Here is a 13,521-nt window from a genome sequence, read left to right as displayed (position 1 = left end):
ATCAGGGCGTCTGCGGTGTAGGCAAACTCTCGGCCGCCCGCACCATTTGGACGAACTCGGCTCGGTCGCCATAGGGATCCTCGCCCCTGGCCCCCTGCGCCTGATCGACGATCTGGTCCCAGCCATAGTCGGCCGCCATCCATGGGTCGCCCCGCAGCTTCTGGCCGAACCCGGCGACGGCGATGGCCCAGCGGGTCGCCTCCGGCGGCTGGGCGCCGACGGGACCGGACGCCCGGTTGGTCAGCGGCTGCTGGATCAACTCCGACCGGCTCTGGCCCGGCTGTTTGTAGCGCACCTGGACGAAGCCGATCTCGCCGTTCGCATCACCGCCGCCCACCCCGATGCGGTTGTCGGGATAGCGCCGCTCGGGAACCTGGGTCGGGCCGCCGACAGGGGTGATCTCGTACAGGGCCGTGACGCTGGCGCCCGATCCGACCTCGCCTGCGTCGATGCGGTCGTTGGCGAAATCTTCCTCGTTCAGCAGCCGGGTCTCGTATCCGATCAGCCGCCATTCGGCGACGCGCGCGGGATTGAACTCGACCTGGATCTTGACGTCGTCGGCGATGGGGAAGGCGCCCTTGTCGAAGGCCGGGCCGAACAGCCTGCGTGCGTCCCTCAGATCCCCGACGTAGGCCGCCACCCCATTGCCCGCCTGGGCGATGGTCTGCATCCGCGCGTCCTGATAGTTGCCGCGCCCGAAGCCATAGACCGACAGATAGATGCCGGTCCCGCGCTTGTCGGCGACATAGTCTTCCAGCCGCTTGTCGTCGGTGACGCCGACGTTGAAGTCGCCGTCGGTGAACATCAGGATGCGGTTGACCTTGTCGCGGGCGAAACTGGCCTGGGCCTGGTCATAGGCGTTGGTCATGCCGGTGGCCCCGGCTGTGCCGCCCGAGGCGCGCAGACTGGCCACGGCGCAGCGCATCTTCAGCTTCTCGTCGCCGCGCGTTGGTTGCAGTTTCGTGCCGGCGCCCTCGGCATAATAGGTGACAGCCAATGTGTCCTGCGGCCTCAGCCGGTCGATGGCCAGGTTCATCGCCTTCTTGGCCAGGTCCAGCTTGTCCGCCGACCCCATCGATCCCGACACATCGACCAGGAAGGTCAGGTTCAACGGCCGCTGCTCCCCGGCCGGCAGCGCATAGCCTTGCAGACCGATATGCACGATCTGCCGATCCGGCGCCCAAGGGGAGGCCGCCACCGCCGTGGTGATGGCGAATGGCCGACTCTGGCTGGTCGGCCGGGCGTAGTCATAGTCGAAGGCGTTGATCAGTTCCTCCACCCGCACGGCGTCCCTCGGAGGGGCGCGGCCCTCGTCGATAAAGCGCCGAACGTTCGAATAGGCGGCGGTGTCAACGTCGATGGAGAAGGTCGAGACCGGCTGATCGCTGGTCCGCTTCACCGGATTGGGCGTCGCATCGGGATAGCGTTCGGTATCGGCAGGTGGCGTCGTTATGTCTGAGCCTCGTACGACCCTGCCTCCCGTAACGACGATCTCGTTAAGCGGAGCGCGTGTGGATGCAATGGGAGGCGGTGGCGGCGAAGGCGGTGGTGGTGGCGGAGGAGGAGGAGGAGGAGGAGGAGGAGGCGCGCCGTATGGAACGCGGTCCTCCTTGCGGGTGGGCGTAATGTTCACGGGCGGCGTAGGCGGTCTGACGCGCCGCACCGGAGGTGCAGCAACCGGTGCAGGCTGGCCCAGGTCGAAGCCCAGAGGCCCACAGGCCGCAGGCGTCGCCTCGCCGTCCAGCGGCTTGGCCAGGGCGATGGACGGCAGCGCCGCCGGCGGCGCGGCGATCGACAGGCTCAACACCGACATGGCGGCGATCCGGGCGAGACGTGACATGGCTTCCTCCGGTTGTTTTCTTGACGCCAGTCGCGGGTCGTCCTGGGGCGAAACTGTGGCGTCCGCGCCGCTCGCCGCACGGCGATCTTCGACCGTGTCTTCGGCGCCATCTCGCAATCGTGCGCAACGCGCCCCACTATAGAGGCCAAGCTTGAGGGGATACGATGGCCGAGGCGACGACGGGACTGGATCTGGGCGCGGCTGCGGCTCTGTTGGCGGCGGGCGTGCTCGCGGTGCCGGTGTTCAAGCGGATCGGCCTGGGGTCGGTGCTGGGCTATCTGGCGGCGGGTCTGGCCATCGGTCCCTTCGGTCTGAAGCTGTTTCGCGAACCCGAGACCATCCTGCACGTCGCCGAGTTCGGCGTGGTCATCTTCCTGTTCATCATCGGGCTGGAGATGCGGCCCAAGCGGCTGTGGGGCTTACGCAAGGAAATCTTCGGCCTGGGCGCGGCCCAGGTCCTGTTCTGCGGCCTGATCCTGACCCTGACGGCCATGCTGGCCGGCTTCTCCGCCCCGGTCGCCTTCGTCGGCGCCATGGGCTTCGTCCTGTCGTCCACCGCCGTCATCATGCAGATGCTGGAGGAGCGCGGCGAGATCGCGGGCGGGCCGGGCCAGCGCGCGGTCTCCATCCTGCTGCTGGAAGACCTGGCCATCGTGCCGCTGCTGGCCATCGTCGCCGTCCTGGCCACTGTGCTGGGTGTGGCGAACGAGCAGGCCCCGCCCCTGTGGCAGACCATCGGCTTTGCGGTCACGGCGGTCGGCGGCGTGCTGCTGGCCGGCAAATATCTGGTCGATCCGATCTTCCGCCTGCTGGCCCGTTATGGCGGGCGCGAGGTGATGACGGCTGCGGCCCTGCTGGTCGTGGTCGGTGCGGCCTGGGCCATGTCGCTGGGCGGCCTGTCCATGGCCATGGGCGCCTTCCTGGCCGGCGTCCTGCTGTCGGAATCGACCTTCCGCCACCAGCTGGAATCGGACGTCGAGCCGTTCCGCGCCATCCTGCTGGGCCTGTTCTTCCTCAGCGTCGGCATGTCGCTGGACCTGTCGGTCGTGATCACCGACTGGCGTCTGGTCATCGGCGGCGTGGTCGCCTTCATGGTGGTCAAGGCGCTGGGCATCTATGGCGTCGCCCGCCTGTTCAAGGCCTCGCACCACGAGGCGGTCGAGCGCGCGGCCCTGTTCGCGCAAGGGGGCGAGTTCGCCTTCGTCCTGTATGGCGCGGCCGTCACGGCGGGCCTGTTCGACGCCCAGGTCGGCGCCATGCTGTCGGCCATCGTCATCCTGTCCATGGCCCTGACGCCCCTGACCAGCCTGCTGACCGAACGCCTGCTGCCCAAGCCGGTGCTGTCGGCCGAAGACGCCGACGGCGTGGACTTCGCCAAGGATCTGCGCGGCCAGGTGCTGATCATCGGCTTCGGCCGCTTCGCCCAGGTCGTGTCACAGCCGCTGCTGGCGCGCGACGTGGACGTGTCGATCATCGAGAACGACGTCGAGATGATCCAGGCCGCCTCCCAGTTCGGGTTCAAGGTCTATTACGGCGACGGCGCCCAGCTCGCCACACTTCGCGCGTCGGGCGCGGAGCAGGCGGAGATCGTCCTGGTCTGTGTGGACAAGCCCGAGGCCGCCGACCGTATCGTCGAACTGGTCAAGTCCGAGTTCCCGACCACCAAGATCATGGTTCGCGCCTTCGACCGGGGCCATTCGATGCGCCTGATCCAGGCCGGGGTCGACTATCAGATCCGCGAGACCTTCGAATCGGCGCTGAAGTTCGGCGAGCGCGCCTTGGTCGAATTGGGCCTGGACGAGACCCAGGCGGCCGAGACCATCGGCGACGTGCGCCGTCGCGACGAGGCCCGTCTGGACCTGCAACTGACGGGCGGCCTCAAGGCCGGCCGCCAGCTGATGCGCGGCAATCTGCCGACGCCGCAACCCGCCCCCTACATCAAGCCCAAGCGCGAAGGCCGTCTGCTGAACGAGGACGAGGCGGGCCCGGCCGCCCCGGACATCCGGCGCGAGCCTGCAGACGTCTGATCCCTACTGGCCGACGCCCTTCTCCAGACGCGCGCTGGCCAGTTCGGCTTTGGCCTGCAGATAGGGCGCCTCCGACACCAGGCGGGAGATCGTGTTGAAACGCTCCGTCGTCAGGCCCGACGCCTCGACAGCCGCGGTCAGCTGAGCGCTCTGCGCCGGGGTGGCCTGGTTGTTCTGGACCTCGGCCGTGATGGCGCGGATCTGGGTCATGGCGGTCACGAAGCGGGTCAGCTCGTCGTCGGTCACGGCGGCGGCGGGCGTGCCGGGCGCCGGCGGCGTGGCGTTCACCACCCGAATGCGCGCCGCCAGGGCCGGATCGGCGGCGACGGCGTTCGACAGGGTGTTGAAGCGCGTCACTTCCAGGCCGGAATCCTGAACGGCGGCGGCCATCTGCGCCTGTTGTTCCGGCGTGGGCTGGGCGCCGTTCAGCGTGTCGCTGACGGCTCTCACCTTGACCATGGCGTCGTCGAACTTCTTCAGCTCGTCATCCGTGAAGGTCGCAACGCCGGTCGAGGCCGCAGGCGTGGCGGCAGAAGTCGGAGCAGAGGCGTCCTGGGCCTGGGCGGTCGCGGCGGTCGCCAGAACGGCGACGGAGGCGAAAAGGGCGAGGCGGGGCGTGCGCATGGGCATGTCCTTTCGATCTGGCGTCCACTTGGAGGCGCCGTCGAACGACGGCGACGACGCAATCACGTCGTCGCTCCCCGAGAAGTGTGGAGCCTGGATAAGACGAAGGGGGAGCCTTCAATAACCTAGGCGTTGACGCTCGGATCGCCAGTCTTCGACGCTGGAGACGCGATCAAGGATACGTTAGACGGACGTGATCGCTCCAAAGGTTCGTCTTCATGAAACGTCTCGCCATCGCCGCCCTGGCCCTGATCGCGGTCGCCGCGCCGGCCGTCACCGTCACCGCCTGGGGCAATACCGGTCACCGCCTGATCGGCGTGGCGGCGATGCGAGCCCTGCCTGACGATCTGCCCGCCTTCCTGCGCACCCCGGCCGCGATCGCCGACGTGGGCGAGCTGGCGCGCGAGCCGGACCGCTGGAAGGGCGCCGGCCAGCCGCACGACCGCGAACGTGACACCGCCCACTTCCTCGACATGGACGACCAGGGCCGGGTCTTCGACCAGCGCGGCATGAGCCTCGCCGACCTGCCGCGCCTGAAATCCGAATATGACGCCGCCCTGACCAAGGCCGGTCTGGACGTCAACGACGCCGGCTATCTGCCCTACGCCATGATCGACGGCTGGCAGCAGCTGGGCCGCGACTTCGCCTATTGGCGCGTGCTGAACGCCGCCGAAAAGCGCGAGACCAACATGGAGCGCCAGGCCTGGTACCGCGCAGACCGCATCCGTCGTGAGGCCCTGATCCTGCGCGACATCGGCGTGATGGGCCACTATGTCGGCGACGGCTCCCAGCCGCATCACACCAGCATTCACTACAACGGCTGGGGCGACTTCCCCAATCCGGAGGGCTTCACCAACTCGCGTCAGACCCACGCCCTGTTCGAGGGCGAATTCACCAACCGCGTCGCCCGTCTGGACGCTGTCGAGGCCGCCATGCCGGCCGCTGATCTGGACGGTTTCGACGTCAAGGCGCGCACCGTCTCCTACCTGACCACGACGCTCGGCACGGTCATCCCCTTCTATCGGCTGGAAAGGGCGGGCGGCTTCCGCGACGCCGATCCGCGCGGCGCGGCCTTCGTCAACGAACGTCTGGCTGCGGGCGCCGGCGAGCTGCGCGACTTCATCGTCACCGCCTGGACCGCCTCGGGCAGCGCCTCCATCGGCTGGCCCGCCGTCAAGGTCGCCGAGGTCGAGGCCGGAACCACCGACCCCTGGATCGCCATGGTGGGCGAGGACTGATTTCCTTGTCCGACCTCACACCCCCCGCCGTCATCCTCGACAAGTCGCAGATGGCCGAGAACATCGGCGCCGTGGCGCGGGTGATGGCCAATTTCGGCCTGACGGACCTGCGCCTGGTCACGCCCCGCGACGGCTGGCCCCAGGAACGGGCCTGGGCCATGGCCTCTGGCGCCGACTGGGTGCTGGAGGGCGTGCGGGTGTTCGACAGCGTCGCGGACGCCGTTGCCGATCTGAACACCGTCTTCGCCACCACCGCCCGCCCGCGCGAGACGCGCCAGCCGGTCCGCACCCCGCGCGAGGCGAGCCGCGTCCTCTATGACGACACCGCCTCGGGCCTGAAGACCGGCCTGCTCTTCGGCGGCGAGCGCGCGGGGCTCGAGACGACCGACATCGCCCTGTGCGCCGGCATTGTCACCATCCCCATCGATCCCCGGCACCATTCGCTGAACCTGGCCCAGGCCGTGGCGATCAACGCCTATGAGTGGCGCACCCTGATCCTGGACGCCCCGCCGCCGCGCTTCCGCGAAAGCGAGCCGCCGGCGCCCAACGACCTGCTGGTCGGGATGTACGAACATCTGGAGGAAGAGCTGGAGAACGGCGGCTTCTTCTATCCGCCCGAGAAGAAGCGTTCGATGAGCCAGAACCTGCGCGTCATGCTGGGCCGCGCCGCCTTCTCCGAACAGGAGGTCGCCACCATGCGCGGCGCCATCCACGCCCTGTCGCGCGGTCGCGGCCGGGTGCTCGCCAAGCTGGCGGCCGAGCGGGCGGCGAAGGCGAAGACGGGCGAATAGGAGTTTTGTCCCTCCTTCTCCGTCATCCTCGGGCTTGACCCGAGGATCGGGCGCAACGTGCGTCGGTTCTCCCCGTCGATTGCAGGCGGACAATCCGATCCTCGGGTCAAGCCCGAGGATGACGGAGCGGGAAAAGACGGCGTAGGTAACCCTCATGAAGCTAGCCCTCATATACCCCCTCGCGGCGCTGGCGGAGATCGGCGGCTGTTTCGCCTTCTGGGCGTGGCTGAAGCTGGATCGTTCGCCGTTGTGGCTGGCGCCGGGCGTCGTCTGCCTGATCGCCTTCGCCGGACTGCTGACCCTGGTCCCCAGCGACGCGGCGGGCCGGGCCTTCGCGGCCTATGGCGGGGTCTATATCTGCGCCTCATTGGTCTGGATGGCCGTGGTCGAGAAGACGACGCCGGATCACTGGGACGTGCTGGGCGGCCTGGTCTGCCTGGTCGGTGCGGGGATCATTCTGTTCGGCCCGAGGGCCGCTTAACCCGCCCCCAGCAGGTCCGACCACCGCCAGCTGCCCTTGCCCAGCGCCAGCTGCGCGCCGCCGGGACGGTCTTCCAGCTTCAGCACCGCCAGCCCGGTCATCCGCTGGTTCTTGCACTCGGCGGGGGCGAAGGCGACTTCCAGGGCGATGGCCTGGCGCACGCCGGCCAGGCCCTTGCCCGACTGATTGCGGCTCTGAAGCCAGTCGCCGTTCCAGACCAGGATGGCGCGCCCATTGGCGTCCATGTCCTGAGAGGCGGCGATGACCGCGCGGCGCACCGCCTGGTCGTCGCGCACCGCGTCCTGAACCCAGCGCACCATGTCGCACGATCCGCCGCCCGAGCCTGAGCCCGCGCCGGTCCCGCCCGATCCGCCGCCGCCGCCGACGCCCGTTCCGCCTCCGCCGCCCGGTCCTGCGCCCACTGTCATGGCGCCGGCGATCTGGGCCGCGCCCAGCAAGGGCAGGGGCGGCCCCGGCGGCGCAGGCGCGGCGGGCAGGGGTTCGACGTCGGGCGGGCGTTTGGCGACGACCAGACGCGGGCGCGCCGCCGCAACGGCAGGCGGGCGACGCTGCGGCGCGGGCTTGGGCGGCGCGGCCGCCTGGGCCGCGGCGGCCGGCGCATCCGGCTTGGGGGACGGATCGGGCGCGATCACCCGCGCGGGCGGCGGCGGGGGAGGGGGCGGCTGAACCAGTTCAACCATCATCAGCGGCGGCTCGACGATCTCCGGCGCGGGCGTCGTGCGCCCCGTCATCAGCAGCGCCAGACCCAGGTGCGCCGCCAGGATGGGCGTCGCCGCCAGCGCCCATCGCCGCGTGCGGCCGGGGCTCAATCGCCTATCCGTGATGACAGTTGAACACCGCGTCGCATGGTCATCACAACAAAACGCCTGTAAAAATCACGAGGCCCTGTTGAAAACATTCGGTCGCGTCAGGAAAGTGGCGTCGCGTGGAATACAACCGTTCGGTGTTTCAGATCAGCGATAGATGAACGCGTCCGCCCTCCGGCCTCGACCGTCGGCGGCGCAACGCATTCATTTCGGCGATGGTTCCGCTGTCGCGCAATAATAACGCGAAATACCCCATATATTTATGGTCAAGCTGACACGATCCTGCCCCAAGCGCGTCATTACTCCGCCTTGTGGCCTACGCCATTTTCATCTTGCGCATGAACTGGGCGTGGCGCCCCCGGCTAGAAGGAGACAGAACTTGAGCAGATCGAAACTCAGGACGGCGGTCGTCGGCGGCGCCCTCATCGCCCTCGGCTTTGCGGCCAGCGGCTGCGCCAGCCATCGTTTCGTGCGCGATCAGGTGGAAGTCGTCGATACCCGCGTGACCGGCGTCGAAGGGACGGCGGGTCAGGCGCTGCAACGCGCCAACGACGCGCACAAACTGGCCGAGGGCAAGTTCCTCTATCAGGTCGTGCTGTCGGACGATTCCGTGAAATTCCCCACTGACGCCGCGGCCCTGTCGCCCGAAGCCGAACAGCGCCTGGCCCAGTTCGCCCAGCGTCTGCAAGGCGAGAACAAGAACGTCTATCTGGAAATCCAGGGCTATACGGATGCGACCGGCACGCCCGACCATAACGACCAGCTGGGCGAGCAACGCGCCGAGGCCGTGCGTCGTTTCCTGAACCGTCAGGGCGTCGCCCTGAACCGCATGGCGACCATCTCCTATGGTCAGGAACAACCGGTGGCCTCGAACGACACGCCCGAAGGCCGTTCGCAGAACCGCCGCGTGACCATCGTCGTCCTGGCCTAATCCGCTTCGACTTCGAAAGACCCGAACGGCGGCCGCTTCGCAGCGGTCGCCGTTTTCGTATTTTACAGGCTGTCGAAGAAGCCCGGCACGGCCTGCGTCGCCGGCCCATAGACGCCGTCATCGAACAGGCGCGCCCCTTGCGTCGGCTCCAGATTGATCTCCACCGTCCGCGCCCCGGCGTACCGCGCAGCCTGGACGAAGCCCGCCGCCGGATAGACCGCCCCCGACGTGCCGATCGACACGAACAGGTCGCACGCCTCCAGCGCCCGCTCGATCCGCTCCATCTCCAGCGGCATCTCCCCGAACCAGACGATGTGCGGCCGCATGAGGCCCTGCGGATGATGCGGCGAGGTCTGATCCGCCGCCATGTCCTTCGTCCAGTCCATCACCACGCCCGACCGGGTGCAGCGCGCCTTCAATAGCTCGCCATGCATGTGGATCAGTTCGAACCCTGCGGCCGGCGGCGTCTGCGCGTGCGCCCGATCATGCAGATCGTCGACGTTCTGCGTCACCAGCAGAAAGTCGCCCTCCCATCGCGCCGCCAACTCCGCCAGCGCCCGATGCGCCGCATTGGGCTGAACTTCGGCCAACTGCCGCCGCCGCTGATTGTAGAAGTCCTGAACCAGCGCCGGATCGGCCGCATACCCCTCCGGCGTCGCCACATCCTCAACCCGATGCCCACACCACAGCCCATCGTCGGCCCGAAACGTCGGCACGCCGCTTTCGGCCGATATGCCGGCGCCGGTCAGCACGACGAGGTTGCGGTGGATCATGACCCTGATTAGCGCGTCTCGCCTGTTTGGTCAGCCTACGTCCGCCTGTGACGTAGATGCAGCCTATGGCTGGTCATATCGAAGGGGGTCTGCGAACAAGTCTCAAAAATATGCACGAAAGTGCACTCAAAAAAATTCAGCGGCCTTCATTGGCGGACGGGCTGGCCTTCCCGGCGTCGCTCGTGAGAAACAGGCGCAAACCAAGGAGCCCTCGTCATGAAAACCCGCGCCGCCGTCGCCTTCGAGGCCAAACGTCCGTTGGAGATCGTCGAGGTCGATCTGGAGGGGCCGCGCGCTGGCGAGGTGCTGATCGAGATCAAGGCGACCGGCATCTGTCACACCGACGCCTATACGCTGGACGGCCTGGACTCCGAGGGCATCTTCCCGAGCATCCTGGGGCACGAAGGCGCAGGCGTGGTGGTCGAAGTCGGGCCGGGCGTGACCTCGGTCGCGGTCGGCGATCACGTCATCCCGCTCTACACGCCCGAATGCCGCCAGTGTAAGTCGTGCCTGTCGCGCAAGACCAACCTGTGCACCTCGATCCGCTCGACCCAGGGCAAGGGCGTCATGCCCGACGGCACGTCGCGCTTTTCCTACAAGGGTCAGGCCATCGCCCACTACATGGGCTGCTCGACCTTCTCGAACTTCACGGTCCTGCCTGAGATCGCGCTGGCCAAGATCCGCAAGGACGCGCCGTTCGACAAGGCCTGCTACGTCGGCTGCGGCGTGACGACGGGCGTCGGCGCGGTGGTCAACACGGCCAAGGTCGAACCGGGCGCCAACGCCGTGGTCTTTGGTTTGGGCGGCATTGGCCTGAACGTCATCCAGGGTCTGAAGATGGTCGGCGCCGACATGATCGTCGGCGTGGATATCAATGGCGACAAGGAGGAGTGGGGCCGTCGCTTCGGCATGACCCATTTCGTCAATCCGAAGGAAGTCTCCGACGTGGTGGCCCATCTGGTCGAACTGACCGGCGGCGGCGCGGACTACACCTTCGACTGTACCGGCAATACGGTCGTCATGCGCCAGGCGCTCGAGGCCTGCCACCGCGGCTGGGGCGAGAGCGTCGTCATCGGCGTCGCCGAATCCGGCAAGGAGATCGCGACCCGCCCGTTCCAGCTGGTCACCGGCAGGGTCTGGCGTGGTTCGGCCTTCGGCGGCGCGCGCGGCCGCACCGACACGCCCAAGATCGTCGACTGGTACATGGACGGCAAGATCGAGATCGACCCGATGATCACCCACACCTTCGGCCTGGAAGACATCAACAAGGCCTTCGACCTGATGCACGAAGGCAAGAGCATCCGCAGCGTCGTGGTGTTCTGATCGACTTGCGCGCCACGTAGTTAGTTGTCTAAAGAAACGGACTGCAAGAGGGAGGTTTGACCATGTTCACCCACGTCACCGTCGGCGCCAACGACATCGAGGCGTCGCGCCAATTCTATGATGCGGCGCTGGGCGCCCTGGGTGTCGAGCGGGGGCAGGGGCCGGACCCCAAGGGCCGCTACTGGTGGCGCACCCGCATGGGCGCCTTTGCGGTCGGCGCGCCGATCGACGGCGATCCGGCCTGCCACGCCAACGGCGGCACCATCGGCTTTCACGCCAAGACGCCCGAGATGGTCCAGGCGTTCCATGACGCCGGCACCGCCGCCGGCGGTCGCGCCATCGAGGATCCTCCGGGCGAGCGTAACGGCCCCTTCGGCCCGATGATCCTGGCCTATCTGCGCGATCCGTCGGGCAACAAGATCGTGGCGATGCACCGGGTCGGCTGACCTAGCGGTCTCGCAGGTGTCTCGCCCCGACGATGGCGCGTCGCACGAACCAGAAGGCGAGCAGGCCAGGCAGCAAGGCCAGGCCGATCGCCATCGGCCATGACGCCTGACCCGTCGCGCCCAAACTGATCAAGGCGGCGGCCAGCAATCCGGCGAGGGCGGCCCGCACGCCGTTGAAGATCAGGACGTTGGCGGCATCCGGATTGGTCCCCTTCGCCACGGCGCGAATGCTCAGGGCGATCAGCGCGCCGACGGGCAGGGCAAGCGCGGCAACAAGGATCGTTCGCGTCATGCGGTCAGCCTATCATCCTTGAATCGTTTGGCGAACGACGCCTGGGCGACGGTCAACCGGCCGCCTGAGCCTCGCGGTATCGCATATCGCGTGGCCCGTGGGCGGCGATGGTGGCGCACTGATCGGCGACCGCCTTCTTGTAGGCCGGGCGCTCCAGGCAGCGGTCGTAGTAGGCGTGTAGCGCGGGAAACCCATCCAGCAGATTCAGCGACGCGGCGATCTTCAGCACCGAACTCATCATCAGGTCCGCGACCGTGAAGTCTTCGCCGACCAGCCAGTCCCGGTCGCCCAGCGCCGTCTGAAGTTCCCCCAGGCGCTGCTCCGCAAAGGGCAGGACCTGCGGCCGGCGCACCGTCTTGGCGGCTTCGTCGGGCATGAAGAACTCGGCCTCCGCGACATTGGCCAGCGCCCCTTCGACACTGTTCAGGGCGGCGAAGTACCAGCCCAGAACCTGCGCCCGCATCACCGGAACGGCGGGAATCAGCACGCCAGCGCGTTCGGCGATGTCCCAGACGATGGCCCCGCTCTCGAACATCGGCGGGCGACCGTCCTCCTCCAACGTCGGCACCTGGCCGAACGGCTGGCGCGCCCTGTGGTCGGCCGACTTCTGATCGACCGCATCCAACAGCCGGATTTCATAGGGCCAGCCCGCCTCGTTCAAGATCCATCGCACCCGGTGGTCGCGCACCTGACCGGCGGCGAAGGGCGGAACCCATTTGAAGGCGGTGACGGTGATCATGCGACCCTCCTGTCCGATCAGGCGCCCAAGGTGTCAGGCTTGCGCGTTGCGGGCAACGGCGAGGTGGACTAGCCAGTCGTCATGACCTTCGAAACCACCAAGACCCACATCGTCCACGACGGAACCCTCCGCTATCTGAAGCACGACAGCACAACGACCGGCACGCCCATGACCCTGTCGGTCTTCACGCCGGCGGGCGAGGGGCCGTTCCCGGTCCTGATCTGGCTGTCGGGTTTGACTTGCACCGAGGACAATTTCACCACCAAGGCTGGCGCCTACGAGGCCGCCGCCGAGCACGGCGTCATCATCGTCGCCCCCGACACCAGCCCGCGCGGGGACGGCGTCGCCGACGATCCGGCCTATGACCTGGGCCAGGGCGCTGGGTTCTATCTGGACGCCACGCAGGCCCCCTGGACGCCGCATTTCCGCATGGAAACCTATGTCATCGAGGAACTGATCGCCCTGATCGACGCGGAGTTTCCAACCACGGGCGCCCGCGCCATCAGCGGCCATTCGATGGGCGGTCACGGCGCCCTGACCCTTGCGCTGAACCACCCCGACCTGTTCCGGTCCGTCTCCGCCTTCGCCCCCATCTGCTCCCCCACCCAATGCGCCTGGGGCGAAAAGGCCTTCACCGCTTATCTGGGTGATGACCGCGCCGCCTGGGATCGCCACGACGCCGCCAAGCTGATCGCGGCCGGCGCCGCACGCGGCGTCTACGACGACATCCTGATCGACCAGGGCGACGCCGACAGCTTCCTGACCGACCAGCTGAAACCGGAACTGCTCCAGGCCGCCGCCGACGCCGCCGGCCAGAACATCACCCTGCGCATGCAGCCCGGCTACGACCACTCCTACTTCTTCATGACCAGCTTCATCGCCGACCATGTCGCCTTCCACGCCAAGCGGTTGAAGGGCTGACCGACTGTCGCTGATCGCCCAGCGGTGATAGAGGGGCGCCATGAGCGCTCCCGATCCCTACGAACCGATGTTTTCCGCCCTGTGCCGCGAGGTGGGCTATTGCCTGCACGCCAAGGGCCAGAAGCGTGTGGTCGAGGCCCTGCCCAAGGGCTTGGACGCCGCCGTCCGCGCCGTCTTCGCCGCCGAGGGCGTGGACGAACCCAATGCGCCGGGCGACGTGAAGCGCGCCGTGCGCGAATGCCTGAAGGCGAACTTGCCGGCCGCCTGA

At 67.8% G+C, this 13,521-nt stretch carries 15 protein-coding genes; 9 read left to right on the top strand and 6 right to left on the bottom strand.

From position 1 onward, the window contains the following. Window position 1: 1 nt before the first annotated feature. Window positions 2–1,840, bottom strand: coding sequence for a vWA domain-containing protein (locus ACZZZD_RS07485; protein WP_463433938.1), 1,839 nt, complete (start codon window positions 1,838–1,840; stop codon window positions 2–4). 164 nt (window positions 1,841–2,004) lie between these two features. Here ACZZZD_RS07485 and ACZZZD_RS07480 point away from each other — a divergent pair, with 164 nt between their 5' ends. Beyond that, window positions 2,005–3,867 carry a monovalent cation:proton antiporter-2 (CPA2) family protein gene (locus ACZZZD_RS07480; RefSeq protein WP_463433936.1) on the top strand — a complete coding sequence of 621 codons (1,863 nt, stop codon included), beginning with the start codon at window positions 2,005–2,007 and terminating at the stop codon, window positions 3,865–3,867. A 3-nt stretch (window positions 3,868–3,870) separates the two neighbouring features. Here ACZZZD_RS07480 and ACZZZD_RS07475 read toward each other — a convergent pair whose 3' ends face one another. Continuing rightward, on the bottom strand, window positions 3,871–4,491 hold the full coding sequence (locus ACZZZD_RS07475) for a DUF4168 domain-containing protein (protein ID WP_463433934.1): 621 nt from the start codon (window positions 4,489–4,491) through the stop codon (window positions 3,871–3,873). Window positions 4,492–4,709: 218 nt separating this feature from the next. On the opposite strand from ACZZZD_RS07475, the gene ACZZZD_RS07470 reads away from it, so the two are divergent. The 3 genes from ACZZZD_RS07470 (at window position 4,710) to ACZZZD_RS07460 (ending at window position 7,001) form a co-directional block, all read left to right on the top strand. Further along, on the top strand, window positions 4,710–5,729 hold the full coding sequence (locus ACZZZD_RS07470; RefSeq protein ID WP_463433933.1) for a phospholipase C/P1 nuclease family protein: 1,020 nt from the start codon (window positions 4,710–4,712) through the stop codon (window positions 5,727–5,729). A 5-nt stretch (window positions 5,730–5,734) separates the two neighbouring features. Further along, a complete protein-coding gene (locus tag ACZZZD_RS07465; protein ID WP_463433932.1) occupies window positions 5,735–6,520 on the top strand; it encodes an RNA methyltransferase in 786 nt (261 codons plus the stop codon). Window positions 6,521–6,674: 154 nt separating this feature from the next. Next, window positions 6,675–7,001 (top strand): YnfA family protein, encoded by a 327-nt coding sequence (locus ACZZZD_RS07460; RefSeq protein WP_463433931.1) that lies wholly within the window; start codon window positions 6,675–6,677, stop codon window positions 6,999–7,001. On the opposite strand, the gene ACZZZD_RS07455 is transcribed toward ACZZZD_RS07460, so the two are convergent. Next, the gene (locus tag ACZZZD_RS07455; RefSeq protein ID WP_463433930.1) at window positions 6,998–7,831 is read right to left on the bottom strand and encodes a hypothetical protein; all 834 of its coding nucleotides are present in this window, start codon (window positions 7,829–7,831) and stop codon (window positions 6,998–7,000) included. The two genes, ACZZZD_RS07460 and ACZZZD_RS07455, sit on opposite strands and share 4 nt — an antisense overlap. A gap of 376 nt (window positions 7,832–8,207) precedes the next feature. Between ACZZZD_RS07455 and ACZZZD_RS07450 the strand changes: the two genes are divergently transcribed. Continuing rightward, entirely contained in the window at window positions 8,208–8,759 is a 552-nt protein-coding gene (locus tag ACZZZD_RS07450; RefSeq protein WP_463433929.1) for an OmpA family protein, read from the top strand. Between the two features lie 62 nt (window positions 8,760–8,821). Here ACZZZD_RS07450 and cobB read toward each other — a convergent pair whose 3' ends face one another. After that, window positions 8,822–9,532 carry a Sir2 family NAD+-dependent deacetylase gene (cobB, locus tag ACZZZD_RS07445; RefSeq protein ID WP_463433928.1) on the bottom strand — a complete coding sequence of 237 codons (711 nt, stop codon included), beginning with the start codon at window positions 9,530–9,532 and terminating at the stop codon, window positions 8,822–8,824. Between the two features lie 216 nt (window positions 9,533–9,748). On the opposite strand from cobB, the gene ACZZZD_RS07440 reads away from it, so the two are divergent. Both ACZZZD_RS07440 and ACZZZD_RS07435 read left to right on the top strand, forming a co-directional pair. Then, a complete protein-coding gene (locus tag ACZZZD_RS07440; RefSeq protein ID WP_463433927.1) occupies window positions 9,749–10,855 on the top strand; it encodes an S-(hydroxymethyl)glutathione dehydrogenase/class III alcohol dehydrogenase in 1,107 nt (368 codons plus the stop codon). Between the two features lie 62 nt (window positions 10,856–10,917). Then, the gene (locus tag ACZZZD_RS07435) at window positions 10,918–11,301 is read left to right on the top strand and encodes a VOC family protein (RefSeq protein ID WP_463436099.1); all 384 of its coding nucleotides are present in this window, start codon (window positions 10,918–10,920) and stop codon (window positions 11,299–11,301) included. A 1-nt stretch (window position 11,302) separates the two neighbouring features. Here ACZZZD_RS07435 and ACZZZD_RS07430 read toward each other — a convergent pair whose 3' ends face one another. Together ACZZZD_RS07430 and ACZZZD_RS07425 are read right to left on the bottom strand one after the other, a co-directional pair. Continuing rightward, entirely contained in the window at window positions 11,303–11,593 is a 291-nt protein-coding gene (locus ACZZZD_RS07430) for a hypothetical protein (RefSeq protein ID WP_463433926.1), read from the bottom strand. A 52-nt stretch (window positions 11,594–11,645) separates the two neighbouring features. Next, window positions 11,646–12,332, bottom strand: a complete 687-nt coding sequence (locus ACZZZD_RS07425) for a glutathione S-transferase family protein (protein ID WP_463433925.1) — start codon at window positions 12,330–12,332, stop codon at window positions 11,646–11,648. An 81-nt stretch (window positions 12,333–12,413) separates the two neighbouring features. On the opposite strand from ACZZZD_RS07425, the gene fghA reads away from it, so the two are divergent. Together fghA and ACZZZD_RS07415 are read left to right on the top strand one after the other, a co-directional pair. Beyond that, complete coding sequence (gene fghA / locus ACZZZD_RS07420) at window positions 12,414–13,253, top strand: S-formylglutathione hydrolase (RefSeq protein WP_463433924.1); 840 nt, start codon at window positions 12,414–12,416, stop codon at window positions 13,251–13,253. Between the two features lie 40 nt (window positions 13,254–13,293). Continuing rightward, complete coding sequence (locus ACZZZD_RS07415) at window positions 13,294–13,521, top strand: hypothetical protein (protein ID WP_463433923.1); 228 nt, start codon at window positions 13,294–13,296, stop codon at window positions 13,519–13,521.

It is taken from the genome of Brevundimonas sp. AC546, assembly GCF_979258305.1.
Note: the sequence above shows the minus strand (reverse complement) of the source record. Positions and strands in the feature narration are given on the sequence as shown.

Excerpts from the sequence above, each read along its gene's own strand:
- ACZZZD_RS07485 (WP_463433938.1), bottom strand. The coding sequence starts at position 1,840 with ATGTCACGTCTCGCCCGGATCGCCGCCATGTCGGTGTTGAGCCTGTCG.
- ACZZZD_RS07480 (WP_463433936.1), top strand. The coding sequence starts at position 2,005 with ATGGCCGAGGCGACGACGGGACTGGATCTGGGCGCGGCTGCGGCTCTG.
- ACZZZD_RS07475 (WP_463433934.1), bottom strand. The coding sequence starts at position 4,491 with ATGCGCACGCCCCGCCTCGCCCTTTTCGCCTCCGTCGCCGTTCTGGCG.
- ACZZZD_RS07470 (WP_463433933.1), top strand. The coding sequence starts at position 4,710 with ATGAAACGTCTCGCCATCGCCGCCCTGGCCCTGATCGCGGTCGCCGCG.
- ACZZZD_RS07460 (WP_463433931.1), top strand. The coding sequence starts at position 6,675 with ATGAAGCTAGCCCTCATATACCCCCTCGCGGCGCTGGCGGAGATCGGC.
- cobB (WP_463433928.1), bottom strand. The coding sequence starts at position 9,532 with ATGATCCACCGCAACCTCGTCGTGCTGACCGGCGCCGGCATATCGGCC.
- ACZZZD_RS07440 (WP_463433927.1), top strand. The coding sequence starts at position 9,749 with ATGAAAACCCGCGCCGCCGTCGCCTTCGAGGCCAAACGTCCGTTGGAG.
- ACZZZD_RS07435 (WP_463436099.1), top strand. The coding sequence starts at position 10,918 with ATGTTCACCCACGTCACCGTCGGCGCCAACGACATCGAGGCGTCGCGC.
- ACZZZD_RS07430 (WP_463433926.1), bottom strand. The coding sequence starts at position 11,593 with ATGACGCGAACGATCCTTGTTGCCGCGCTTGCCCTGCCCGTCGGCGCG.
- ACZZZD_RS07425 (WP_463433925.1), bottom strand. The coding sequence starts at position 12,332 with ATGATCACCGTCACCGCCTTCAAATGGGTTCCGCCCTTCGCCGCCGGT.
- fghA (WP_463433924.1), top strand. The coding sequence starts at position 12,414 with ATGACCTTCGAAACCACCAAGACCCACATCGTCCACGACGGAACCCTC.
- ACZZZD_RS07415 (WP_463433923.1), top strand. The coding sequence starts at position 13,294 with ATGAGCGCTCCCGATCCCTACGAACCGATGTTTTCCGCCCTGTGCCGC.